This window comes from Kibdelosporangium aridum (assembly GCF_900176515.1).
Taxonomy (GTDB): domain Bacteria; phylum Actinomycetota; class Actinomycetes; order Mycobacteriales; family Pseudonocardiaceae; genus Kibdelosporangium; species Kibdelosporangium aridum.
This window is the reverse complement of the sequence record NZ_FWXV01000005.1, coordinates 693279-717233: the sequence shown is the minus strand read 5'-3', so window position 1 is coordinate 717233 and position 23955 is coordinate 693279. Positions and strand designations below refer to the sequence as shown.

Below are 23955 nucleotides of genomic sequence, written 5' to 3'. Positions count from 1 at the left end.
ATTCGGCGTGTGTTGTGTTCCACGAACGCGATCGAGTCGTTGAACGCGCGGTATCGTCGTGCGGTGCGGGCACGAGGGCATTTCCCGACCGAGCAAGCAGCGCTCAGTGCCTGTATCTGGTCACCAGGAGCCTGGACCCGACCGGCACCGGGCAAGCCCGGTGGACAATGAGGTGGAAGCCCGCGTTGAACGCGTTCTCCATCACCTTCAGTGACCGCTGGCCGGCCGCTGAAACCTACTGACAACAACGGCCGGAAACACCCTTCGCGTTACAGTCCCCGTAAAACGAGTGGTGTGACTCCTGATCTTGGAGATCACCTACTGCCAGGTCGCGGTGTCGGGGTTGATGTTGTGGGCTCGGGCGCTGGCGTCGATGGTTTTACGGAACCAGGTGGCGAGGCCGGGGCGGATGCCGTCGTAGTGGGCAGCGAATGCTGGTTCGGCTTCGAACATGCGGCCGAGGCAGACCTGCATCTGCCTGGTGAGGGGGAAGTACGACGCAAAGACTTCACGGTGGCGCTCGACAAGTTGGTTCGCTTCTGGGCTACCTGGTGTGATGCCTGCGTCCATCGCCTCCCCGAGGGCGCGTTCGAAGTTGGTCATGGCGTCGGCGACGGCCTGCCATTCCTCCGGGTCGCGGGAGGCTGAGAGTTCGGCGTACTGCTGCCATTGGGTTGTGTCGCCGTAGCGCTGTCGGGCTTGGGTGGGCCAGTCCGGGTTCCACTGGGGGCCGAAGATCGCGGCCTGCTGCTCGACGGTCAGCAGCAGGCCGCGCTCGTGGGCGTCGATCATCCGGTCCAGTCCGGCGCTGAGTTGCTGGAGGCGGTCGATCCGTTCGGCGACCTGGGCGCGCTGCGCACGCAATGCGCTGGGTACGTCCGCGGTCGAGTCGTCCAGGATGGCCTGGATCTTGTCCAGGCCGAGGCCGATCTCACGGTAGACGACGATGCGGTGCAGGCGTTCCAGGTCACTGGCGGTGTAGAGCCGGTATCCGGCAGGCGTGCGCAGCGACGGTCGTGCCAGACCGATCTCATCCCAGTGGTGCAGCGCGCGGACGGTCACGCCCAGCCGCGTCGAGACCTCACCGACGGTCAAGCCTGATGCCGACGGCTTCAAGGTTCCGCGCCTCCTGACTGTCCGGGTCAAAGGGCTTCGCCGCAGTGAAAACGATCCGCGCGTTCTCCGGGGTGATCACAGCGACATCGCGAGTGTTCCACGGAGTATCCCGCGGACCGTCGACCGAGTCCGGACGCAACGCCCGACACGCCTCGACAAGGGAACCAACCTGGCTGAGCACGCACGCGAAACTGAAGCTCATCGCTGGCGCCTCCTGCGCAACGCTCGCCGCCGAGACCAGAAGTACATCCTGGAACGCCCACCGGCGCAGATGCACAAGCGTGCCGGGGATGCTGAACAGCTCGAAGAACCCGAGCCCACGCGTCCAGAAGTCCACCGACTCCGCCAAGTCGCTCGTCGGGATCGTCGCGAACGCAGGCATCCCATAGATGCCACGGAACGGCTCCGGCGGAACCGCATTCGGACCGGGAACGGGTACGGGGCTGATCTCGAACGCGTTGTAGTAGTCACTCACGCGTTCCACCCTCCAGCCTCACGCTACGGGAGGGTCAACCGATGGAAAGTGAGTTTCATGCCACACGGACCGTCGGCCCGAACTGCAGGAGCGGGAACCATCCTTTGTGGATGCCATGTTGTCCGATCGGCTTCGTTCGGCCTGGTAGCTCACTGAAGGACTGGTACGGTGGGCCGCGATGCTGCCCACCGTCACCGAACGCCTCGTGCTCCGCACCTTCGCCGAGTCCGACCTGGACGATTTGTACGACATCCAACGGCGTCCGGATGTCGCGCGGTATCTGTTGTGGGACGCGAGAACCCGCGACGAGACGCGCACCGCGCTGGCCAAGCGCATCCAGCAAACCGACCTGAAGGCCGAAGGCGACAACCTCGCCATCGCGGTCGCCCTGCGCGAATCCGGCAAGCTCATCGGCGACTTCAACCTGGAATGGCTCAGCGCGGACCTCGGGCGCGCCGAGATCGGCTTCGTGATGAACCCCGATTACGCCGGCAAAGGCTACGCCACCGAAGCCGCGCGCGAGGTGCTCCGCCTCGCCTTCACGACCTACGCATTCCACCGCGTCATTGGCCTGTGCAACGGCGAGAACTACGCGTCACAACGCTTGATGGAACGCTTGGGCATGCGCCGGGAAGCGTACTTCCGGCAAAGCGAAATCCTCAAAGGCAAACGCGTCGACCTCGCCGTCTACGCCATGCTCGCCGACGAATGGTCACACGTCGATGTGTGAGCCCATGATGACGGTGCGGTTGCGGGGCAGCGCGAAATGTTCAGCGGCGTCGGCGGCGATGTAGGACGTGGCGATGAACAGCCGTTTGCGCCAAGGCGCCATCGTGGGTGCGTCACCGCGCTGAAGCTCGATCTTCGACAGGAAGTACGACACTTGGTCAAGCTGCATGCGGCCTTCTGCTTTGTCCGCGTCCAGCATCGCAAGCGCCTCGGGGACGTGTGTCCGTTCCATGTAGCCCCATCTCACGGTGACGTGGAAGATTCCGTCGTCGCCGTAGCCGAGGTCGTCCACCTCTATTCGGTCTTCCGCTCGCACTCGGGGGATGGGTTCGGTTTCGATCGACATGATGACGACGTGGTCGTGCCGGACATGGTTGTGCTCGACGTTGGCGCGCATGGCTAGTGGGGCGGTTTGCTTGCCACGGTTGAGGAAGACGGCTGTTCCGGGCACTCGTTGGGTTGGTAGCCGGCCGTCGCGGAGTTGCTCGATGAACTCGCGGAGGGATCCTTCGGCTCGTTCGCGTTCTGCCGTGACGATCTGGCGGCCGCGTTGCCATGTGGTCATCACTGTGAACGCTGTCAGGCCGATCAACAGTGGCAGCCAGGCGCCGTGGATCAGCTTGGTCATGTTGGCCGCGAGGAACAACAGGTCGATGGACAGCAGGATGGTCGCGCCGATGCCGATCAGCCAGGGCGACACGCCCCATTTCCGTCGTGCCACGTAGAAGAACAGCAGGGTGGTGATGGTGATGGTGCCGGTTACCGCCATGCCGAACGCGAAGGCCAGCGCGGTCGAGCTGCGGAACGCGAACACCAACGTCAGCACCGAGACCATCAGGACCCAGTTGATCCACGGCACGTAGATCTGGCCGACCGCGGACTCCGAGGTGTGCGCGATCCGCAGCCTTGGCAGGTACCCGAGCCGGGCTGCCTGGGACGCCACCGAGTAGGCACCGGTGATCACCGCTTGCGAGGCGATCACCGTCGCCGCCGTGGCCAGCAGCACCATCGGCAGCCGTCCCCACCCGGGCACCAGCAGGAAGAACGGGCTGCTGACGTTGGCCGGGTCAGCGAGCAGCAGCGCGCCTTGGCCGAAGTAGCTGAGCACGCAGGCGGGCAGCACCAAGCCCAGCCAGCCGCGTGTGATCGCCTTGCGGCCGAAATGCCCCATGTCGGCGTACAGCGCCTCCGCTCCGGTCACCGCGAGCACGACGGCGGCCATCGCGAAGAAGGCGACGCCGAAGTTCCCAGCCAGGAAATCCAGGGCGTACGTCGGTGACAAAACCTTGAGGATCTCCGGGTGGCCGGCGATCCCCGCGATGCCGAACGCGCCGATGGCCGCGAACCACGCGATCATCACCGGGCCGAACACCCGGCCGACCGCCGCGGTTCCCCTGCGTTGCACCATGAACAACGCGACGATGATCACCACGGTGATCGGCACGATCAGGTTGTCCAGCTCCGGCTCGACCACCCTGAGCCCTTCGACCGCGGACAGCACCGAGATCGCCGGGGTGATCATGCTGTCGCCGAAGAACAACGCGGCACCGAAGATCCCCAGGCCTGCCAACAGGACCGCCGATTTTCGCCCTTGCCGCGAAGCCCACCGCCGCACCAGCGTGATCAGCGCCATGATGCCGCCCTCGCCGTCGTTGTCGGCGCGCATCGCCAGCAGTACATAGGTGACGGTGACGATGATCATGACCGACCAGAACACGAGCGAGACAACGCCGTAGACGTTCTGCGTGGCGATCGGGACCGGATGCGGGTCGGCCGGGTTGAACAGCGTCTGCAGGGTGTAGATCGGGCTGGTGCCGATGTCACCGAACACCACACCGAGCGCCCCGATCACCGCAACTCTGTTCGATGAGGTCTGCCGCACCTCCGGGACGATACCCGCCGGTGAGGTCAGCGGCTCATTCGCTGGAACCTGTGCACCGAAAGCGGGAAGAAGACCAGGATCAGCAGCACCGGCCACGCGACGGCCATCAGCAACGGGTGCTGCGTCGCCCATGTCTCCCCGCCGACGCCGGGGTTACCGAACAGCTCACGTGTCGCGGAAACGGTCGCTGACATGGGATTCCACTCGGCCACGTGCCCGAGCCAGGTTGGCATCAGCGCCGGTGCCACGAACGTGTTGGCGATCATGGCGAACGGCAGGACGAGCGGGAACAGCGCGGCCGTGCTCTCCGGCGTGCGCAGCAGAAGTCCAATGTAGATCCCGATCCAGATCAGCGCGAACCGCAGCAGCAACAGCAGCCCGATCGCGGCCATGGTCTCCGCGAAACTCCCATGTGGACGCCAGCCGACCGCGAGACCACAGAGGACAAGCACGGTGAGGTCCAACGTGGCCCGGACCATGTCGGCGACACTGCGGCCGGAGACCACGGCCGAGCTGGCCATCGGCATCGAGCGGAACCTGTCCGTGACGCCGCGGGCGCTGTCGATCGCGATCGCGTTCGCGGTGATCACCAGGCCGAACACCATGGTCATCCCGAACAGTCCAGGCAGCAGGAACTCGCGGTAGTCACCGCCGGGAACGACCATCGCACTGCCGAACACGTAGCCGAACAGGACCACTGACAGCATCGGGAACAGCAGCCCGCCGAGAATCTCCTCCGCTGACCGGATCCAATGGGTCAGATCGCGGCGGGCCACCGTCAGTCCATCGTGGATGGCCCAGCGCAGCCGGGCGGCCATCGTCCTCGGAATGGCTATCGTCGTCATACGAGCTCCTCCTGTGGCACATCGCGACCGGTCAGCCTGACGAACACTTCGTCCAAAGTGGGCTGCCGGATACCGATGTCGCTCACCACGATCGCCTCGGCGTCCAGCTGGCGCACCACTTCGGTCAACGTCGCCGCGCGATGCACCGCTGGCGCGCTGATTCGTGACAATTCCTTCTGCACCACCGGTTGCACACCGGCGACAGCGGCAAGGATCGCGGCAGCCCGGCCGATGTCGTCCTGGTTGGACAGCACCACGTCGAGTTGATCGCCGCCGATGCGTGACTTCAGTTCCGCCGGTGGCCCCTCGGCGATCACCTTGCCGTGGTCGATCACGGAGATGACGTCGGCCAGTTGGTCCGCCTCGTCCAGGTAATGCGTCGTGAGCAGGACAGTTGTGCCCTTGCCGACGAGTTCCCGCACGCCGCGCCAGACCTCCATCCGGTGCCTGGGATCCATTCCGGTGGTCGGCTCGTCGAGGAAAAGCACCTGTGGCGCCATGATGAAGCTGATCGCCAGGTCCAGGCGCCGCCGCATGCCGCCGGAGTACGTCTTGGCCTGCTTGCCCGCGGCTTCGGTCAGCCCGAACTGCTCCAGCAGTTCGTCGGCCCGCCGCCTGGCCTGCTTGGCGCTGAGGTGGTACAGCTTGCCGAACATCTCGAGGTTTCCCCGGCCGGTCAGCACGTCGTCCACGGCAGCGTTCTGCCCGGTCAACCCGATCCGGTAGCGGACCTCCATCGGCTGGCGCACCACGTCGAACCCGGCGACCTCGACCCGCCCGGCCGTGGGCCGCAGCAGCGAGGACATGATCCGCACAGCCGTGGACTTGCCCGCGCCGTTGGGCCCGAGGAGTCCACGAACGGTGCCGGACCGTACGGCGAGGTCGACGCCGTTCAGCGCAAGCGTGCTGCCATACCGCTTGACCAGGCCTTCAGTGAGGATTGACGTCTCCACAGCTCCCCTTCCCGTCATTAAGTATACGCTTGAATATACACATAAGAATCTACTTAGCAATGAGTACACTGCGGCGAGTACCGACGTGGGGAGCAACCGCTCGTGACAGATCCAGAGGCGCGTCCGCGCCGAATGCGCCGCGAGGAACGCCGCGAACAGATCCTCGCCGCGGCCACCCGCGCCTTTGCCAAGGCAGGCGGGTTCACACCGACCAGCCTTGACGACGTGGCCACGGAGTCTGGCGTAACCCGGATGATCCTCTACCGGCACTTCGACTCGAAAACCGATCTCTACCAAGCAGTTCTCGAACGCGCGGCGTTGCGTATGCATGCCGCGACCACCGATGAGGGCGAACTCGGCGACCACACCGTGCCCGGCATGCTCAAGTGGGCATCCGAGGACCCGGACGGGTTCCGCTTGTTGTTCCACTACGCGGCAAGGGAACCCGAGTTCCGCGACGAGGTCGACGGCGTACGCGAAGCAATGGCCGCGGCACTGCTGCCGCACATGGAAGAGGCCGCGGCCAGCAAGTCATGGGCATTGTGGGGCGCGAATCTGGCGACCACGATGCTGATCGAGGCGATCATGGCATGGCTCGAAGCTGGACGCCCCGACGAGGACGATGCCGTCACGCGGATCCTGCGCGCACTCGACGGTGTCTACCAGGCGGTGACCGTCCACTGAAGACAGAATCGCCCGCGTCACTCCCCAGGACTGCCTCGATCGGCCCACACAAGGTGTTGTGATCCACCGCCAATCGAACCATCCACTGTGGACCCATAAACCGGCGCCAGTCCGATACTTTCGATGCGCGCCAATTCGAGGCCTTGATTTAGCATGCCGGAAACAAGTCCTTGACCGGCCGTGAACAACGTCCTACATTCCCGAAAGCGTCATCATATTTTTCGATACTTTCGAAACCCTGCCGGGGCTTTCCGTGCGCCGGAAGCCCCTTGATGACCTTGGAGGAAGTGATGTCCAGAACTGTGGGCAGACACGCCGCGCTCCTGGCTTTGCTTGGCACGTTCCTGTTGCCGGGCACCGCCGACGCGGGCACGACGCTGGGTGCGTCGGCGGCGGAAAAGGGCCGGTATTTCGGGGCTGCTGTCGCGGCCCACAAACTCGGCGACAGCACGTACGTCGGCATCTTGAACCGTGAGTTCAACATGGTCACGCCCGAGAACGAGATGAAGATCGACGCCACCGAGCCGAACCAGAACCAGTTCAGCTTCGGCAACGCCGATCGCATCGTCAATCACGCGGTCTCCCAAGGGATGCGCGTGCGTGGCCACACGTTGGCCTGGCATTCCCAGCAGCCGGGCTGGATGCAGAACATGAGCGGAAGCGCGCTGCGCCAGGCGATGCTCAACCACGTCACCCGGGTCGCCTCGTACTACCGGGGCAAGATCTACGCGTGGGACGTGGTGAACGAGGCGTTCGCCGACGGCAGCAGCGGTGCGCGGCGTGACTCGAACCTGCAGCGCACCGGCAACGACTGGATCGAGGCGGCGTTCCGGGCCGCGCGTGCGGCGGATCCGAACGCCAAGCTGTGCTACAACGACTACAACACCGACGACTGGAGTCATGCCAAGACCCAGGCCGTCTACCGGATGGTGCAGGACTTCAAGTCCCGTGGCGTGCCGATCGACTGCGTCGGACTGCAGTCGCATTTCAACAACAACTCGCCGTATCCGTCGAACTATCGCACGACTCTGTCGAGTTTCGCCGCACTGGGCGTGGACGTGCAGATCACCGAGTTGGACATCGAGGGCGCACCACCGACGACATACGGCAATGTCGTGCGGGACTGCCTCGCCGTCGCCCGCTGTAATGGCATCACAGTGTGGGGTATCCGTGACAGTGACTCGTGGCGTGCCAGTCAGACTCCGTTGCTGTTCAACAACAGCGGCGGCAAGAAACCCGCTTACGACGCCGTGCTCAGCGCGTTGAACAGCGGCAGCATACCGCCGCCCGGCGGTTCGAACTGCAGTGCGGGATACGTCGGCCTGACGTTCGACGACGGGCCGAACAGCTCAACCACTCCCCAGCTGCTCAACGCGCTCCGGTCCGCGGGCGTGCGGGCGACGTTCTTCAACGTCGGCCAACGGGTGCAACAGAATCCCGCGCTGACTCGCAGCCAGATCGACGCGGGGATGTGGGTCGGCAACCACAGTTGGACCCACCCGCACCTGACGCAGATGACCGCCGCGCAGATCACCTCGGAACTCTCGCAGACCCAGCAGGCCTTGCAGCAGGCAACTGGCCAGACGCCGAGGCTGTTCCGTCCGCCGTACGGCGAAACCAACAGCACGGTCCGCCAAGTCCAGGCACAACTGGGTCTCACCGAAGTGATGTGGACGGTCGACTCGCAGGACTGGAACAACGCGAGCACCGCGCAGATCGTGCAGGCCGCGTCCACGTTGCAGCCCGGCGGCATCATCCTGATGCACGACGGCTACCAGACGACGGTCAACGCCATCCCTCAGATCGTGGCCAATTTGTCCAGCCGCAACCTGTGTGCGGGGATGATTTCCACGAACGGTCAGGTTGTCGCCCCGGGCACCGAGCCGGGCAACGGTTCTTGCACTGCTTCGTACCGCACCACGCAGCAGTGGGGTGATCGCTTCAACGGCGAGGTGACGATCAAGGCAGGCTCGGCGGCGATCACCAGCTGGACCTCGACCGTCACGATCACCGCGCCACAGCGCGTTTCCACAACGTGGAACGGCACCGCGAGCTGGGACTCAAGCGGGACAGTCATGACGATGAAGCCCAACGGCAACGGCAATCTGGCTGCCGGGGCAAGCACGACGTTCGGCTTCACGGTGATGGCCAACGGGCAGTGGGCTCAACCGTCCGTCTCGTGCGGATCGCCCTGATTGAACCGGATTCGCCCGGCAGGCGTACCACCACGCACTGGATCCCAACTTCAGTTGAGGAGCTTGTGCATGTCAGGACTCAGACGGACAGGCCTCGTCTTGGCGACGGCCGCCCTGCTGCCCGCGGTAGTCTCGCCTGCCGTCGCCGGGGAACGCGGCGGTTTACCACCATTGGACCAGGTGAAGGTGGTGACCACGGAGGTCGCCACCGGCCTGGTGCGGCCGGTCGCGATGGCCACGGCCGGCGACCGGATCCTCATCACCGAGAAGCGCGGCACGGTCAGGTCGTTCCATCCCACGGACGGCTTGGCCGCCGACCCGGTGCTGGACATCAGTGACCGGGTGAACAGCGTCGCCAACGAACGCGGCCTGCTCGGCATCGCGCCCGCTCACGATTTCGCCAGAACGTCCCAGGTGTACGTGACCTACACCCGGCTTGCCGACGGCGCGTTGACGCTCTCGCGAGTCACGCTCGGCGACCCGTCGAGCGAACAAGTCTTGCTGACACAGGACCACTCGCGGTTCAGCAACCACAACGGCGGCCAGCTCGCGTTCGGGCCGGACGGCTACCTGTACTGGAGTCTCGGTGACGGTGGCAGCGGCGGCGACCCGGACGCGAACGCTCTGAACCTGGGGACGTTGCTCGGCAAGATCCTGCGCATCGACGTGAACCGGTCGTGCGGCGAATTGCCTTACTGCGTGCCCCAGTCGAACCCGTTCGTGCACACGGCTGGGGCACGCCCGGAGATCTGGGCGTACGGTCTGCGCAACCCGTGGCGGTTCTCCTTCGACCGGCTCGACGGTTCACTGTGGATCGCCGACGTCGGCCAAGGAGCGTTCGAGGAAGTCAACCACGCCAGGCCATTCAAAGGCGGGGTGAACTACGGCTGGTCCTGTATGGAAGGTCCGGCGGTGTTCAACGCGGCCCGGTGCACCCCGGACGCCGACTACACCGCTCCGGTTTTCCACTACCAGACCAGAGTGGACGGATGTGCCGTGATCGGTGGTCACGTCTACCGTGGCTTGAAGCACGCGCGCCTGGCGTTCGGTACGTACATCGCTACCGACTACTGCTCGGCGAACGCGTGGGCGTTGCGCAAGAACCGCGACGGCACCTACACCAACGCCCGGATCGGCCAGTTCCCGGCCCAGGTCAGTTCGTTCGGTGTGGACAAGTTCGGTGAGCTGTACGTGGTCACCGACCGCGCGGGCCAAGTGTTCCGCGTCGATTTCGAACGCGTCAGCTGATGCCACCAGCCCTGAGCCCGTCACGGCGGGCTCAGGGCTTTGGCCACCATGTCCCGCAATACCGGGACGACCTCGCTGGCGAACCACGGATTGCGGCTCTGCCACCGGAAGTTCATCGGTGACGGGTGCACAAGCGGCATGATCTCCGGCAGGTAGTCCTGATAGGACCGGACGGTCTCGGTCAGGCTCGGCTTCATCCGGCCCTTGAGGTAGCGCTTCTGCGAGTAGCTGCCGATCAGCAACGTCAGCCGGATGTCGGTCAGCTCGGCGAGGATCTTCGGATGCCATTTCTCCGCGAAGTCCGGACGCGGCGGCAGATCGCCATTCGTCGCTTTGCCCGGGTAGTAGAAGTCCATCGGCAGGATGGCGAACAGCCTCGGGTCGTAGAACTGCTCGTCGGTCACGCCCAGCCATTCCCGCAGCTTCACGCCGCTGGGGTCGTCGAACGGCACGCCGCTTTGCTGGGCCCGCTTGCCCGGCGCCTGCCCGATGATCGCGATCCTCGCGGTCGCCGCGGCCTGGTAGACCGGCTGGTAGCCGAGCTCGGTCGCCCAGGCGTTGGCGGGGTCGTCCACCAGGTCCAGGCGGATGCGCGTCAGCTCCGAAGTCACCCTTGCTCCTTGGTCCTGCGCAGCAGCCAGTCACTCGACGTGCGGATCAGCGCGTACCGGACCGAGTCCTGCCTGCCGTGCAGGGTGAACAGCATGCGCCTGGCATTGCGGTCGTGCTCCTCCCACCAGCCGATGTCGGCGATGGACTTGTCGGCGTCCTCGTAGGTCAGGTGGTCTAGGGCATGATCCGGGACCTCGACGGCGAGCCTGTTCTCCCCTGGTTTCTGGGGCAGGCCACGCGGGACCGCCCACGACCGGAGCACGCCGTTCTCCTCGAGCCTCAGGTCGAAGTGCGGCCTCGGTTTCCGATGGTCGTGCAGGACGAACGCGGGCCGGTTCACCAAACAACTATGAACCATGTTCCGTCGCGGTGCGTAACTTATGGCCATGACGAAGACACTTGCTCCCGTGAAGCCGGTGGCAGTGGCCGGCTACCTGATCGCCGCGGCCGTGGTGGCGTGCGCTGTGAACATCGGTATCGCGGCACTCGCCCACGCGGCGGGCGCGTCCGAGGACTTCGGGCCGCTCACCATTGGCGCGTTCGTGCCGTACACGTTGTACGGCATCGCGGCAGGCGCTATCGGCTGGGCCCTGATCCGCTGGAAGGCGTCCGATCCACAGAAGGTGTTGCGCTGGCTCGTACCGACCGTCGTCGTGGTTTCGTACATTCCGGACCTGGCCATGTTCTTCAGCGACTTCGAGCCCAACGCCAACGCGGTCGGGATCATCGCGCTGATCCTGATGCATACCGTCGTTGCGGTGTGTGCCGTCGCCGCGCTGTACCAAGCCCTTCCGGTAACGCCACGGGCGTAACCTTTCGGGGTGTTCGCCAAACTGAGTGTTGGACGGCGTGTCCCAAAGCGGTGAAGCCTTCCTCACACCGACTGTGTACCAAGGTGTTCCGGCCATCCGGGCCGCCTTCAGCAACTGGCGCACCACCTCAGACGACGTTCAGCGCGTCGCTGCCGCACTCGAGTTGTTGTAGCGTCCAATACGCGTGTGCAGCGGACACAAGGGTTACGTGGTGGTGCCAGCCCGCGTACGACCGTCCTTCGAAGTGCCGCAACCCGAACTCGTCCCGTAGTCGTGCCATGTCGCGATCGGTCTGGTGGCTCAGGTGGACGAGGCCGATCAGCTCGGGCAACCGGATCGCACTGAGGTTGGTGAGCCACTTGGCCTTGGGCCTGCGACAGGATGTCTCGGCAAGCACCCGCCGGGCACCGAGCGAGTCGAACATCGAGGCGTTCTCCGGAACCCGGATGACGTAGCGCAGCCCACGCTTCTCCAATCCGCGCACCAGCGGCTGGATCTGCCGCTGGTCGCAGGCGTCGGTCAGGATCGGTGGCACTGTGCAGCCCCAACCGGCCAGCTCGTCGATCACGTCGAGGATGTGTTGCCATCGCGGAAGGCTCCGCTCGTCTTCCGGCAACCGGGCACGGCTGCGGCGAACGTGGTCGTTGTCCCAGCTCTCCGGCAGACGCAGACGCCAGGTCACGGCACAGGAAGCGTGTTCGTTCGCCATGAACACGCCGATGCCCAGCTGACAATTCAGCATTCGCCGTTCCGAACTGGCGTATTGCCTGGCGACACCGACCGAGCTGCCGCCGTTCTTGGGGAAAACCACGTCGTCGACAATCCACGCTTTCGGCTGCAACGCCGCGACAGCGTGCTGCGCGAGTGCTCGCCGCACCGGTTCCCAGCGCCACGGGCTCTGGTTGAGGAATTGCTGTAGGCATTGGTCGGCGCGCCAGCCGACCACGTCGTCGCAAATGCGCCGGATCGACTTGCGGCCGGGAACCGACACAAGGCCGCGCACGTACACCTCGGCCCACCGCCGCTGATCGGACCTTGTCATCGAGCTGAAGAGCTCATCGCAGAAAGCGGCCACCCCGAGATCCGCGACCTCCACCACAGTCGTCACCACGCCCCCAGCTGATCTTCGTTTCCGCTCCTCACGATGACGGCCAGCGGGAATACGCGGATAGAGTCTGGTTATGGTGGTACTCCGAGTACCAGGTTGAGAGGTTCGCCCCCGCAGTGACGACCGAGAACGACAGACGTGAGCTCGCGGGGTTTCTGCGCAGCCGCCGGGAACGGATCACACCGGCCGATGTCGGGCTTCCCGCAGGTCCACGCCGTCGCGCGGCAGGGTTGCGGCGCGAGGAAGTCGCTGTGCTGGCCGGGCTGAGCCCGACTTGGTACACGTATCTCGAACAGGGCCGTGAGATCCGCCCGTCGCCTGAAGTGCTCGACAGTCTCGCGCGCGTGCTCGGACTGACCGAGGACGAGCGGCGCTACATGCACAGCCTCGCGTACGGCAAAACGTCGCGGGCGCCGCTGCAAGGTGACGTGTCCGCTGAGGACTTGGTCAAGCGGTTGGTCGCGTCAATGGACGACGCTCCATACCCGGTCTACGGCGCCAACCTCTACGTGGACGTCATCGCGTGCAACCGCGCGGCCGCCGAGTGGTACACCGATTTCGGTGCGGTGGCGGAAGACCAGCGCAACATGTTGAGGTGGTTGTTCAGCGCTGAGGGCAGAGAACGCGTCCAGAACTGGGAAGCCGATGTCAGCGACATCATCGCCAGGTGGCGCACGGCGATCATGCCGTCGATCGAGGACGACCGGCTGGGGGCGCTGGTCGCCGATCTGAAGGCGCGGCACCCGGATTTCAGCAGGATGTGGGACAACCACGACGTGCGTGAACTGCGCAGCAGGCTGCGCACGCTGCGTCATCCCACGCTGGGTGACCGGACGTTCCGCGCCCTGACGATGCAGAGCGTCGAGTTCACCCCGTGCATCGTGGTGTTCCACATGCCGGTGCAGCCCGGCGACAAGTGGGAGCTCAGCCGGCAGTGAGGTTCGCCAGCGCGGCCGCGAACGGCCGCGCGACTCGACGACCGCGGTTCAGCCAGCGCGCAAGGGCGTCAGCAGCTTGGTGATCTGCGCGAGCCGTCCGCCTTGGTACTTCGCGGCGACGATGGTTTCCTTGCCCGGCAGGCCGCTGTCGGCGATGTGGCTGATGCCGTAAGGGTTTCCGCCCGCCGCGTGAATGATGTCGTAGTCGACGTAACCGGTTGGGACGATGATGCAACCCCAGTGGTGCATGATGTTGTACAGCGCCAGCAAGGTCGATTCCTGGCCGCCGTGCCGTTCCACCGAGCTGGTGAAGCCGGTGACCGGTTTGTTGGCCAGATCGCCGCGTTCCCAGATGCCGCCTGTGGTGTCGATGAACGCTTTGAGCTGGGCGGCGATGTTGCCGTACCGGGTCGGTGTGCCGAACGCGAAGCCGTCGGCCCACGTCAGGTCTTCCAGTGTGGCAACGGGAATGGCCGCGGTGGCATCGAGATGAGCGCGCCAGTCCGGGTTCTTGTCGATGGCTTCGTCCGGCGCCGCCTCAGCGACTCGCCGCAGGCGCACGTCCGCCCCGGCATCCGCCGCACCTTCGGCGATGGCTTCGGCCGTCGCGTGCACGTTGCCGGTCGCCGAGTAGTACACGACCGCGATCCGTGGACTCATGACGTAATCCCCCTGGTGATGGTGGCAGAAAGTGACACTTCGGCGACGGTATCGGAGGAAACGGGCAGATCGCACGTTTCGGCGGCGAATGGGCTTCGAGTTCGTTAAGTGTGATTCGCGGTGACAGGGTTCCGGTGATCGGATAGTTTCGGGATGTGGAGGGGAATCGGGCCGATGGCGCTGGTCGCTGAGCAGGCAGGCGGCTGGGAGGTCGTCCAGTCAGCGCTGCCCGGCCACGACGTGGAACTCCTCGGCTACCACGACCGCGCCGGAACCGGGCTGGACATGCGGATCCTGCCTTCGCCACGGCTGACGATCGTGCTCATGATCGACGGTGAACTGCGGCTCGACCAGCAGCGCCCGGTGACGGCCGGAATTGCCAGCGGACTGGGCGTCAGCTCGGTGCGGGTGCTCGGCCAGGACGTGGCCTGCGTGGACATCCACCTCTCGCCGGTCACGGCGCATGCTGTCCTGGACGGCGCGGTCGCCGAGTTGGCCGGGACAGTCGTCAGCTTCGAGGACGTGTGGGGCGCCGAAGCCCACCGTCTTCGCGCCGCACTGGCCAGCACCGATCGCTGGGAGGAGCGGTTCAGCCACCTGCGTGCCGCCCTCGCCGAGAAGCTGCGGACAAACCGATCCGTCGACCCGGAGATCGCCTTCGTCTGGCGTGAGCTCGTGGCCAGTGGTGGGCAACGCCGGATCGGCGACTTGGCGGCGCAGACGGGGTGGAGCCGCAAGCGCCTGTGGTCGAGGTTCACCGCCCAGATCGGGGTGACTCCCAAGCGGGCAGCCATGATCGTGCGCCTCTCCCCCGCGATCCAAGCCATTGTGGATGGGACGGCGGCCACCGAGGTCGCGGCGGTCCACGGCTACGCGGATCAATCTCACCTCACCCGTGACCTGAAGGAACTCGCCGGCTACACGCCTGGGTCGCTGTACCGCGACTGGCAAGAAGGAACATTCGTCCAAGACGCCATCGGGTGAGCCGCGCCAAGGTCGTGGCCATGTCTCACGATCGTTCGCTCAACCAAGTGCGTCGTCCCGTCGCCGGTCGTATCCGGTTGGCGTGTGTGCTCAGTGCCCTGGGTGCGTTGGCCGGGCTGGCTCCGTTCGTGGGTCTGGTCGAGCTGACCGACGCGCTGTTGGCGACGCCGGTCGACCGCGACCGGGTGGCCGTGGTGGCAGTGCTGATCGTCGGCGGGCTGGTGCTGCGCGGCGGGCTGATGAGCGCCGCGTTGACGATCACGCACATAGCGGACGTGCGGCTGCAGGCAATCCTGCGCCGTCGCATGATCGCTCACCTCGGCCGGGTCCCACTCGGCTGGTTCGCCCGGAACTCCTCCGGCCGGTTACGCAAGACCGCGATGGGTGACGTGGACGCCTTGCACCAGCTGGTCGCTCATCAAGCGGTCGAGGTGACAGCGGCTGCCGTGACGCCACTCGGTGCGCTGGCGTATCTCGTCATCCTGGACTGGCGGCTGGCCCTGCTCGCGATCGCCACGATCCCGCTGTACATCGCCGCCTACGCCTGGATGGAACGCGGCTCCAACGAAGTCATCCGCAAGCTCGACGAGAGCAACGCACGGCTGGGCAGTGCGCTGGTCGAGTTCATCTCGGGCATCGCGGTGGTGAAGGCCTTCGGCCGGGCCCGCAAGGCGCACGCCGCCTACCGGCAGGCCGCCACCGAGTACACGGACTTCTTCGCCGCATGGGTCCAGCCGATGAACCGCATCGAAGCACTGGCAGGACTATTGGTCTCCGCTCCCGTGGTCGGCCTGATCGCCGTCGCGGGTGGTGCGTGGTTCGTCAGTCAGGGGTGGGTCAGTGCCGGTGAAGCGGTGGCCTGTGTGCTGCTGGCGTGCGTGATCCCGGTCGCGATCGAGCCGCTCGGTTTCGCCGCGATGAACCAGCGCGGTGCCAAGGCCGCCGCGCAGCGGATCCACGAGCTGCTACAAGTCCCGGCGCTGCCAGCGCCCAAATCGCCGCAACGTCCGTCGGGCCATGGGGTCGAGTACCGCTCGGTTCGGTTCGCCTATGACGGTCATGAGGTCCTGCACGGCGTGAGCTTCACCTGCGAACCGGGTTCGGTGACGGCCTTGGTGGGCCCGTCCGGTTCGGGGAAGTCGACTCTGGCCACGCTGCTCCCCCGGTTCCACGACGTCACCGGTGGCGCGATCCACATCGGCGGCGTGGACATCCGGGACATCGACCCGGCAGAGCTCTACCGGCTCGTCGGGTTCGTGCTGCAGGACGTGCAGCTGCTGGGCGGGTCGATCCGGGACAACGTCGCACTCGGCCGTCCACAAGCGACAGACAGCGAGATCGCGGACGCGTGCCGCGCGGCCATGATCCACGACCGGATCACCGCGTTGCCACGCGGCTATGACTCTGTTGTCGGCCAGGATGTCCGGCTCTCCGGAGGTGAGGCGCAGCGGATCAGCATCGCGCGGGCGTTGCTCGCCGATACGCCGATCCTGGTGCTCGACGAGGCCACTGCCTTCGCCGACCCGGAGTCGGAAGCCGCGATCCAGGACGCGCTTTCGCGCTTGGTCGGTGGGCGGACTGTGCTGGTGATCGCGCACCGGCTCGCCACCATCACCAGCGCCGACCAGATCGTCGTGCTCGACCGTGGACAGGTCGTGGAGACCGGCACTCATACCGAACTACTCGCCGTGCGCGGGCAGTACGCACGCATGTGGGATGCACACGAGGGGGTCGCCGCATGATCACCGATCTGCGACTGCTGCTTGGACCGGGCAAAGCCCACATCCTCACCATATATGTGGCCTGGACTCTGTTGTACGGCGTACTCAGCGGCGTCGCCGCAGCGCTGCTCGTGCCAGTGATCGTGGATCTCGCGTCCGGCGACTGGGACGCCATCGACACGCATCTGCTGACACTGGCGATCGTGACCGTGGCAGCGGGCATCGTGCGATATGTGCAGACCATGCGCGGATCTGCCGCCGCACTGGAGACATTGTCGTCGACGCACCAGCGTCTCGGCGACCACCTGGTGAGCCTGCCGCTGGGCTGGTTCGACGCCGACCGCACCGGGCGGCTGACCCGCGTGGCCACCGACGGCACCATGATGATCACCGGGATCTTCGCGCACCTGTTGGCCCCCTTGGTGATCAGTGTCGCGGCACCTGCCACGGTGACGATTGCCTTGTTCTGGTACGACTGGCGTCTCGGGCTCGCAACCGCGCTGTCCATTCCCGTGCTGGCGTTCGCGTTCCGCTTCGCCGCGGCGAGTGTGGCCCGTGGGGAGGCGCGCAACCATGCCGCCGATGTCGAGGCAGGCACCAGAGTCATCGAGTTCGGCCAGAAACAGCGGGTGTTGCGCGCGTTCGGCCGGAGCATCCACGGCTACCAGCCGCTCGAAGACGCCATCGAGGCACAGCGGCGAACCCGTCGCCGCACCCTGGGCCAAGCCGTGGTTGGCCTGAGCGTCAGCGGACTCGCGGTGCAGCTCGCCGTGACCGCGCTGATGTTGGCCGGGGTGTGGCTCGTGCTCGACGGATCCGTTTCTCCCGTGGTCGCGGTCGCGTTGATCGCACTCGCGTTCCGCTTCGCGGGCCCGCTCGCCGATGTCAGCGAGTACGCGGGCGCTATCCGTATCGCCGGGAATGACCTGCACCGTCTCACCGACGTGCTCCGCGAACAGGGAATGCCCGAACCGGAGGAGTCTTCGTCGCTCAGCGAGCCAGGGCTGATCGAACTGGACAACGTCACCTTCGGCTACGAGCCGCAAACGCCGGTGCTCCGCGACTTCTCGCTCACCGTGCCGCCCGGCTCGGTGACCGCGCTGGTCGGGCCGTCGGGATCCGGCAAGACGACCGTTATCCGGCTCATCAGCCGGTTCTGGGACACCCAGCGCGGGGCCGTCCGGGTCGGCGGTGCCGACGTCCGCGACCTGCGTACCGAGGACCTGACTCGCCAGCTCGCCCTGGTCTTCCAGGACGTCTACCTGTTCGACGACACCTTGGCGGCCAACATCAGGCTCGGCCGGCCGGAGGCCACCGACGCGCAATTCGTCGAAGCGGCCCGGCTTGCCGGAGTGGACGAGATCGTCGCGCGTCTGCCGAACGGCTGGGACACCCGAGTCGGCGAAGGCGGGGTGGCCTTGTCCGGTGGCGAACGCCAGCGGGTATCGATCGCGCGAGCCCTGCTCAAGCGGGCGCCGATCGTGCTGTTGGACGAGGCCACCGCCGCGCTCGACCCGGAGAACGAACGCTACCTGCAGCGCTCTATCCGCCAACTCGCTCAGCACAGCACCGTGCTGCTCATCGCGCATCGGCTGAGCAACGTCGTCGATGCCGACCAGATCGTTGTCGTCGAGGACGGTCGCGCGGTCGAGGCCGGGACACACCAGTCCCTCATCGCCGCAGACGGTTCGTACGCGCGGCTCTGGCACGCACGGTCAAGCGGGCAGGGGTGGCGGCTGGCCTAGAACTCGGGCTTCTCGTACACCGACACGTGCTTGGTGCTTTCGTGCGTGAAGGCGTGCCTCGTCCAGCCGCCCCACCGGTTGGACAGCCGCAGGCCGGCGAGTTGTGCCATCAGGTCCAGTTCGGAAGGCCAGACGTAGCGGAACGGAATCGACTGGTACTCGCCACGCCCGTTGGTGACTTCGACGTAGTTCGACGTCAGCGACTGCGTGGCGAAGTCGTACACGTCGAACGCCCACTGGGTCGGGCTGGTGTACAAGGGAACGATCTTGTGCCCGGCCGGGAGCTTGCGCACCTCGGGCACCTCGACCTCGACCACGAACCGGCCACCGGGCGCGAGGTGCTCGGCGACGTTACGGAAGCACGCCACCTGCGCTTGCTGTGTCCTGAGGTTGGTTATGGTGTTGAACACGCTGTAGACCAGCGAAAACGTGTCCGGGACGCGAGTGCTGGAGAAGTCGCCGATGGTCACGTCGATCGCGCTGCCGCCGGGTTTGGCGTGCAGCCGGGCCACCATCGCCCGCGACAAGTCGATCCCGCGCACCTTGACCCCGCGCTGCGCCAGCGGAAGCGCGATCCGGCCGGTCCCGATCCCCAACTCCAGCGCCGTCCCACCGGCGGCGAGATCCGCGAGCACGTCGACAGCGGTGTCGACAATGCCAGGCAGGAACATGTCCGACGACGCGTCATCCCACCGCCGCGCCACGCCCTCACCGAAATACCCGTCTTCACCAATCACACCGGAACACTATCGGTTCGTCCAGAAAGGACGAATCAACGGCCCCGCACCGAATATCACCCAATCGGCTGAAATGTGACTGGCCGGTGACCGGGACACGGCGTGGACACCGCGGTCATTGACCGCTATACCGGTTGCCATGAGCCGGATCGTTGCGATGAAGGCGTACGGCTACGACTGGAGCAACATCCACGGGCTGACCATGGTTGAGGCAGCGGGCACGATGGCAAGCCACGGCGTGGACTGGGCTCTCATCCAGAACCAGATCGACCCGTTGCCGGGCAGTGCGGTCGACCAGCAACCGCCCGACGGCGCCTACAGCGACAAAGGGTTCCGCGACGCACTGGGCGAACGCGGGATCGTGGTCTACGAGTCCACGTCGGTGTTCTTCGACCCCGAGTCCTTCGCCGCCGATCCTTCGCTGCGGCCGATCGACCAGCACGGGCAGGTCTTCGAGCCGTCAGGGTGGTATGTCGGCGTGTGCCCGTCGGACCGGAAGTACTTGGCGCGCAAGGCCGAACGGATCTCGGAAGTGGTCGACCGGCTGCGGCCGGACGGGATCTTCCTTTCGTTCATCCGGTTCCCGGGGTTCTGGGAGCTGTGGATGCCGGAGACCGCCCGGTCGGACATTGCCGAGTATTGCTTCTGCGACCGGTGCCTCGACCGGTTCGCCCAGGAGACCGGGCATTCGGAGCGGCGCCCGGAAGTCCTGCTCGGGCAGTTGCGGCCGGAGTGGACGGCGTGGAAGTGCGGCGTGATCGCGGAAGCCGCGGCCGTGCTGCGCGCGGCGGCGCGGGACGTCGACCCCGGGATCAAGGTGCTGCTCAACGGGTTCGGCTTGGGCACGGACGACTTCGGCAACGCGGTGGAAGAGGTTCTGGCACAACGTTTCGGGGATTTGGACGCGTCGATCGACCACTACGAGCTGATGTTCTACTTCCAGATCCAGCGACGGGATCCCGCCACGTGGATCCCCCGCCGGATCGCGGACGCCCGCGCCAGGACCAACCGCACCCTGCTGGCGTGCTTGCAGGCTGGAGCGGAGTATCTCGAGCCCGAGTACGCCTCCGGGAATCGAGCACGCGAGATCACCGACGCTGACTGGGTTGCCGCGCTACGGGCCTCGGCCGACGCGGATGGCGTTGCCGTGTACTCGTGGCGCGACTTGCTCGCCAATCCCGCGCGGGTCGCCGCTTTGCTGGACTACAAGGTCAGCCCCCGAACAACTTGGCGCCCTGTGTGATGATGGTCAGCACCGAGAGCACACCGAACAGACCGACAGACCAGCCCAGCGCGGCCATCCTCGGCCACGTGATCCGGATCTGTTCCGGCAGCACCCGACGGTTGAGGATGATCAGCAGCACCGAGTAGATGAACATCATCAGCCCACCGACACAGGCGGACACCACCAGAAGCACCAACGGCTGGTCGAGCCCGGCGAGCAGCACGATGCACCCGATCAGCACCAAGGCCCAGACAAGGCCGAAGTAGAGCGTGCTTTCCTTGGCCTGCCGGGCATAAGCGGTCTTGATCACGTCTGCTGCCAGCCGGCTGGTGTAGTCGACGATGCCGAGCGCGGCGGCGAACAACGCGAACGCACCGACGAACCAGAAGAACGCACCGAACCAGCCGCCGACCGCGGCGTTGAGCTGTTCTCCTTCGACGCGCAGGAAACCGATGCTGTTGGACAGGCCTGGCTTGCCGTACACAGTCGAATACGCCAGCAGCGACGTGAACAGGATCGAGACGAACGTGATCAGCACGAACGTGTAGGCCTGCTCACGGTTGGCCAGCCGCCACCACGACCGCCACCGGCTGAGGTTGTCCGGAGTCGGTTCGAAGATGAAGCCAGTACTCGGTGCGGCCTCGGGCTTACCCGTCACCGGGCTGGCGATACGCGGAACATAGCGGCCCATGCCGAACTGCTTGTCGCGGATCCAGTTGCTCTGCACAAGGTTCTGCCCGCCGCCCGCGCCCGCGAACGCGAGCGCACCGAGCAGCAGCGCGAACCCCAGCGGTTCGACCGGCACGCTTGCCTCCGTGATGATCTGCGGCACGGCACTCCACGCGTCCGCCGAGATCGCGAACACCGCGCCGACGACGACCAGCACGAGAACCATGGCCACTTTGAGCATCTCGGCGCGTTCCAGTGCGACGTAGACGATCGGGGCGAGGGTGAGGATGAGCCCGATCACGATGAGCATGCCGATCGCGATCCACCGGACGTTGCCACCCCACAGGTAGGTGACCATGCTCGCCGAGCTGGTGACCCATCCCGGCCAGATGTTGGCCAGGTACGTCAGCAGGGCGAACACCAGGCCCCAGTGCCGCCAGAACCGGCTGAACCCGGTCAGCGCGGTCTCGCCGGTGGCCAGCGTGTAACGCTCGATCTCCATGTTCAGGAAGAACTGGGTGACCACGCCGACCAGTGCCGCCCAGACGAAGACCAGGCCCACCTGCGAGGCGATATAGGGAAAGAGGATGAACTCACCGGACGCCAGGCCCACTCCGGCCGCGATCACACCTGGACCGATGATCCGCCAGGTCGACGTGGGCGGTTCCGGCAGTTGCCGGATCTGCGGGCGTGCCAGGTGTTTGGCTGGAAACCGGTCGGTCACATCGGTTGGCTCACGATGAGTCGCCATTGCCCCACCCCGATCAGTCCTCGTTGGGAACTATCAGGGAAGCAAGGTCACGCGCGAATCGCAACGGGTTCGGCCACCGCGTATCGGTAGGACGCTTCGAGGACGGTCTGCACGACGTGAAGTTCTTCCGAGGTGCGGGGACTGTAGACCATGACCACGTTCACCTGCGGCGAGAACAACGGATGTGGTTCGCCCCAGCCCTTGTCGAGCACCTCGTGCCGGTCCTCGGCGGACAGCGCCACGTGCAGGCTCCCGTCCGGGTGGATGTGGGCGAACTCCAAGGTCAAGCTGGGCGGCAACAACACTGCACCCGGTGCCGGATGGACACCGTCCAGGAACAACGCTGTCGCTTTCTCAACGGGAATGTCCTCAGCGACGGGCGCGTCCGGGAACGTGGCGGCGATCCACGGCCGCATCTTCGCTGGATCGGAGATCTCGCTCGGTCCGGTCACTGTCGCGGGAAAGCGGCCGGACATCCACTGCGTCAGTTCGTCGCGGATCGCCTGCGGCCCAAGCTGTGTGAGTTGCACGTGCGGCACCTCAGGTCCGGTTTTCGGGCGCTGGCCGAGCCTGATCGGAAGCGTTGGCATCGTCATGGCCACAGCTAACCGGCTCGCTCCGATGCTTACCTAGGAGAAAGCGCTCTTCTACGGTGTGAGGCAACCGCCCTCGGGCAACACTCCGGCAACGTTGCTACTGCCGCCGCTAGTGCTGACGTAGCCGATCACGCAGCCAGGACCGACCGATATCCCGTAGACCATCGTTTCCGCAGGGGCCGGATCATCTGCGCGGGCGAGGCGGATCACCGCATCCTCATAGCCAGCGCGGAAAACCGCGGACCACGCCTTGGCGACGTACTCAGCATCGACCGGGCCGGTGTTCATCCGGCACGGGCCGCCCGGAGTCGGGCACGTCGGCTCCCGTGACGGCAAAGGCGGGATCAAAGACCGCACTTCGACGGACTTGTCCGCGATTTCCGCCCGCTGCTGTGGAGTCAACTGGGTCCTGCGCGCGTGGTCCTTGGCCTGGCGTTCGCAGATCTTGTCCGCGTCCGTGCTTGATACCGCGCACGCGTACACGCTGGCCACCGCGCTGCCGCCACCGTGGAGCACGGCCGTCGAGGGCGGTGCGGCCGTTGGACTGACGTCGTCAGATGAAGCCAGGTTCAGCGCAAGCACCGCACCCACCACGACAATCACCGCGGCAAGCGAAATCAGCAGCCGCCGGCGGGCCGGAGATGGCGTCTTCTCCATATCCCCGGCACCTTAGCTGCTTGCCGGGCCAAGCAGGGCCAAAGTCGAACGAACCGCGACCTCCGAGATGTCCGACGGGCGGCCGCCGTCCTCGACGGTCGTCGCGATCAGCTCGCGCAGCCCGCCGAGCAGGATGATCGCCTCCTGGCGGGACAGCGGACGGACTCCCGCGGCACGCAGTTCCTCGGTGTCCATCAGGGACTGCACCATGTCGATGAACGCGTCCATCATGCCGCGCTGCAACTGGCGGGACGCCGAACCCAGTGACGGCAGGTCCCGGATCCAGCTGACCATGATCGCCGGCGTCGATTCCGCGCACGCGATCCACGCCTCGACGGCCTGCCTGATCTGGCTCTGCCATGGCGCTTTGGGGTCCACCGCGGCCGTGATGTACCGGATCATCTCGGCGTTCGCCTCGGTCAGCAACGCCGCGAAGCACTCTTCTTTGCTGGTGAAGTGCTCGTAGAAGGTCCGCCGCGACGTCCGGGCCCTGCGCACGATGTCGGCGACTGTCGTGGCGCGGTAGCCGTCCTGCACTATCGCGGCGGCAAGGCCGTCGAGCAGGCGTTGCCGGAAGGTGTCTTCAACAGTCGTCACACCTATCACGATATCT

The 23955-nt window shown here is 65.8% G+C and carries 24 protein-coding genes and 1 pseudogene; 11 read left to right on the top strand and 14 right to left on the bottom strand.

Features of this window, described 5'->3' with window-relative positions; translation table 11 throughout:
- Positions 1-242 (top strand): annotated as a pseudogene (locus tag B9C43_RS30630) (transposase); the annotation flags it as partial.
- Positions 243-318: 76 nt separating this feature from the next.
- Here the strand turns inward: B9C43_RS30630 and B9C43_RS30625 are convergent.
- Complete coding sequence (locus B9C43_RS30625; protein ID WP_084430363.1) at positions 319-1116, bottom strand: MerR family transcriptional regulator; 798 nt, start codon at positions 1114-1116, stop codon at positions 319-321.
- Positions 1082-1591, bottom strand: coding sequence for a VOC family protein (locus B9C43_RS30620; protein ID WP_084430362.1), 510 nt, complete (start codon positions 1589-1591; stop codon positions 1082-1084). The genes B9C43_RS30625 and B9C43_RS30620 overlap by 35 nt, the downstream gene beginning before the upstream one ends.
- Positions 1592-1769: 178 nt before the next feature.
- Here B9C43_RS30620 and B9C43_RS30615 point away from each other — a divergent pair, with 178 nt between their 5' ends.
- Positions 1770-2321 carry a GNAT family N-acetyltransferase gene (locus B9C43_RS30615; protein WP_084430361.1) on the top strand — a complete coding sequence of 184 codons (552 nt, stop codon included), beginning with the start codon at positions 1770-1772 and terminating at the stop codon, positions 2319-2321.
- Here B9C43_RS30615 and B9C43_RS30610 read toward each other — a convergent pair.
- Genes B9C43_RS30610 through B9C43_RS30600 form a run of 3 tightly spaced genes read right to left on the bottom strand, consistent with a single transcriptional unit; the run spans position 2304 to position 6000 of the window.
- A complete protein-coding gene (locus tag B9C43_RS30610) occupies positions 2304-4202 on the bottom strand; it encodes a potassium transporter Kup (RefSeq protein ID WP_235038930.1) in 1899 nt (632 codons plus the stop codon). The two genes, B9C43_RS30615 and B9C43_RS30610, sit on opposite strands and share 18 nt — an antisense overlap.
- Positions 4203-4228: 26 nt before the next feature.
- Positions 4229-5047, bottom strand: coding sequence for an ABC transporter permease (locus B9C43_RS30605; RefSeq protein ID WP_084430359.1), 819 nt, complete (start codon positions 5045-5047; stop codon positions 4229-4231).
- Positions 5044-6000, bottom strand: coding sequence for an ATP-binding cassette domain-containing protein (locus B9C43_RS30600; RefSeq protein ID WP_084430358.1), 957 nt, complete (start codon positions 5998-6000; stop codon positions 5044-5046). The genes B9C43_RS30605 and B9C43_RS30600 overlap by 4 nt, the downstream gene beginning before the upstream one ends.
- 102 nt (positions 6001-6102) lie before the next feature.
- On the opposite strand from B9C43_RS30600, the gene B9C43_RS30595 reads away from it, so the two are divergent.
- The 3 genes from B9C43_RS30595 to B9C43_RS30585 all read left to right on the top strand — a co-directional run bounded on the left by B9C43_RS30595 (position 6103) and on the right by B9C43_RS30585 (position 10127).
- On the top strand, positions 6103-6684 hold the full coding sequence (locus B9C43_RS30595) for a TetR/AcrR family transcriptional regulator (protein WP_235038929.1): 582 nt from the start codon (positions 6103-6105) through the stop codon (positions 6682-6684).
- Between the two features lie 290 nt (positions 6685-6974).
- A complete protein-coding gene (locus B9C43_RS58725; protein WP_407657128.1) occupies positions 6975-8879 on the top strand; it encodes an endo-1,4-beta-xylanase in 1905 nt (634 codons plus the stop codon).
- A gap of 69 nt (positions 8880-8948) precedes the next feature.
- Positions 8949-10127: a PQQ-dependent sugar dehydrogenase gene (locus B9C43_RS30585; protein WP_084430355.1), complete on the top strand. Its 1179-nt coding sequence runs from the start codon at positions 8949-8951 to the stop codon at positions 10125-10127.
- Between the two features lie 20 nt (positions 10128-10147).
- Here the strand turns inward: B9C43_RS30585 and B9C43_RS30580 are convergent, their stop codons facing one another.
- Together B9C43_RS30580 and B9C43_RS30575 are read right to left on the bottom strand one after the other, a co-directional pair.
- A complete protein-coding gene (locus B9C43_RS30580; RefSeq protein ID WP_033381851.1) occupies positions 10148-10738 on the bottom strand; it encodes a uracil-DNA glycosylase family protein in 591 nt (196 codons plus the stop codon).
- A complete protein-coding gene (locus B9C43_RS30575) occupies positions 10735-11079 on the bottom strand; it encodes a DNA polymerase ligase N-terminal domain-containing protein (RefSeq protein WP_235038928.1) in 345 nt (114 codons plus the stop codon). Before B9C43_RS30575 ends, B9C43_RS30580 begins: the two co-directional genes overlap by 4 nt.
- Positions 11080-11125: 46 nt before the next feature.
- Between B9C43_RS30575 and B9C43_RS30570 the strand changes: the two genes are divergently transcribed.
- Positions 11126-11551 carry a DUF6069 family protein gene (locus B9C43_RS30570; RefSeq protein WP_143446693.1) on the top strand — a complete coding sequence of 142 codons (426 nt, stop codon included), beginning with the start codon at positions 11126-11128 and terminating at the stop codon, positions 11549-11551.
- 127 nt (positions 11552-11678) lie between these two features.
- Here B9C43_RS30570 and B9C43_RS30565 read toward each other — a convergent pair whose 3' ends face one another.
- Positions 11679-12662, bottom strand: coding sequence for an IS701 family transposase (locus B9C43_RS30565; protein WP_084430353.1), 984 nt, complete (start codon positions 12660-12662; stop codon positions 11679-11681).
- A gap of 113 nt (positions 12663-12775) precedes the next feature.
- Between B9C43_RS30565 and B9C43_RS30560 the strand changes: the two genes are divergently transcribed.
- The gene (locus B9C43_RS30560) at positions 12776-13597 is read left to right on the top strand and encodes a helix-turn-helix transcriptional regulator (RefSeq protein ID WP_084430352.1); all 822 of its coding nucleotides are present in this window, start codon (positions 12776-12778) and stop codon (positions 13595-13597) included.
- Between the two features lie 48 nt (positions 13598-13645).
- Here B9C43_RS30560 and wrbA read toward each other — a convergent pair whose 3' ends face one another.
- Complete coding sequence (gene wrbA, locus B9C43_RS30555) at positions 13646-14257, bottom strand: NAD(P)H:quinone oxidoreductase (RefSeq protein ID WP_033381848.1); 612 nt, start codon at positions 14255-14257, stop codon at positions 13646-13648.
- A gap of 153 nt (positions 14258-14410) precedes the next feature.
- Here wrbA and B9C43_RS30550 point away from each other — a divergent pair, with 153 nt between their 5' ends.
- From B9C43_RS30550 to B9C43_RS30540, 3 genes are read left to right on the top strand one after another with little or no spacing between them, the layout of a single operon-like run.
- Entirely contained in the window at positions 14411-15241 is an 831-nt protein-coding gene (locus B9C43_RS30550; protein WP_084430351.1) for a helix-turn-helix domain-containing protein, read from the top strand.
- Positions 15242-15261: 20 nt separating this feature from the next.
- On the top strand, positions 15262-16983 hold the full coding sequence (locus B9C43_RS30545) for an ABC transporter ATP-binding protein (protein WP_084430423.1): 1722 nt from the start codon (positions 15262-15264) through the stop codon (positions 16981-16983).
- The gene (locus tag B9C43_RS30540; RefSeq protein ID WP_084430350.1) at positions 16980-18707 is read left to right on the top strand and encodes an ABC transporter ATP-binding protein; all 1728 of its coding nucleotides are present in this window, start codon (positions 16980-16982) and stop codon (positions 18705-18707) included. The genes B9C43_RS30545 and B9C43_RS30540 overlap by 4 nt, the downstream gene beginning before the upstream one ends.
- Here B9C43_RS30540 and B9C43_RS30535 read toward each other — a convergent pair.
- Positions 18704-19444 (bottom strand): class I SAM-dependent DNA methyltransferase, encoded by a 741-nt coding sequence (locus B9C43_RS30535; RefSeq protein WP_033381845.1) that lies wholly within the window; start codon positions 19442-19444, stop codon positions 18704-18706. The two genes, B9C43_RS30540 and B9C43_RS30535, sit on opposite strands and share 4 nt — an antisense overlap.
- Positions 19445-19583: 139 nt before the next feature.
- Between B9C43_RS30535 and B9C43_RS30530 the strand changes: the two genes are divergently transcribed.
- Positions 19584-20687, top strand: a complete 1104-nt coding sequence (locus B9C43_RS30530) for a hypothetical protein (RefSeq protein ID WP_084430349.1) — start codon at positions 19584-19586, stop codon at positions 20685-20687.
- Here B9C43_RS30530 and B9C43_RS30525 read toward each other — a convergent pair.
- The 4 genes from B9C43_RS30525 to B9C43_RS30510 all read right to left on the bottom strand — a co-directional run bounded on the left by B9C43_RS30525 (position 20656) and on the right by B9C43_RS30510 (position 23939).
- Positions 20656-22089 (bottom strand): Nramp family divalent metal transporter, encoded by a 1434-nt coding sequence (locus B9C43_RS30525; RefSeq protein ID WP_084430348.1) that lies wholly within the window; start codon positions 22087-22089, stop codon positions 20656-20658. The two genes, B9C43_RS30530 and B9C43_RS30525, sit on opposite strands and share 32 nt — an antisense overlap.
- A 47-nt stretch (positions 22090-22136) precedes the next feature.
- On the bottom strand, positions 22137-22619 hold the full coding sequence (locus B9C43_RS30520; protein ID WP_235038927.1) for a luciferase domain-containing protein: 483 nt from the start codon (positions 22617-22619) through the stop codon (positions 22137-22139).
- A 117-nt stretch (positions 22620-22736) separates the two neighbouring features.
- On the bottom strand, positions 22737-23342 hold the full coding sequence (locus B9C43_RS30515; protein WP_084430347.1) for a hypothetical protein: 606 nt from the start codon (positions 23340-23342) through the stop codon (positions 22737-22739).
- 12 nt (positions 23343-23354) lie between these two features.
- Positions 23355-23939, bottom strand: a complete 585-nt coding sequence (locus B9C43_RS30510; protein WP_084430346.1) for a TetR/AcrR family transcriptional regulator — start codon at positions 23937-23939, stop codon at positions 23355-23357.
- Positions 23940-23955 lie beyond the last annotated feature (16 nt).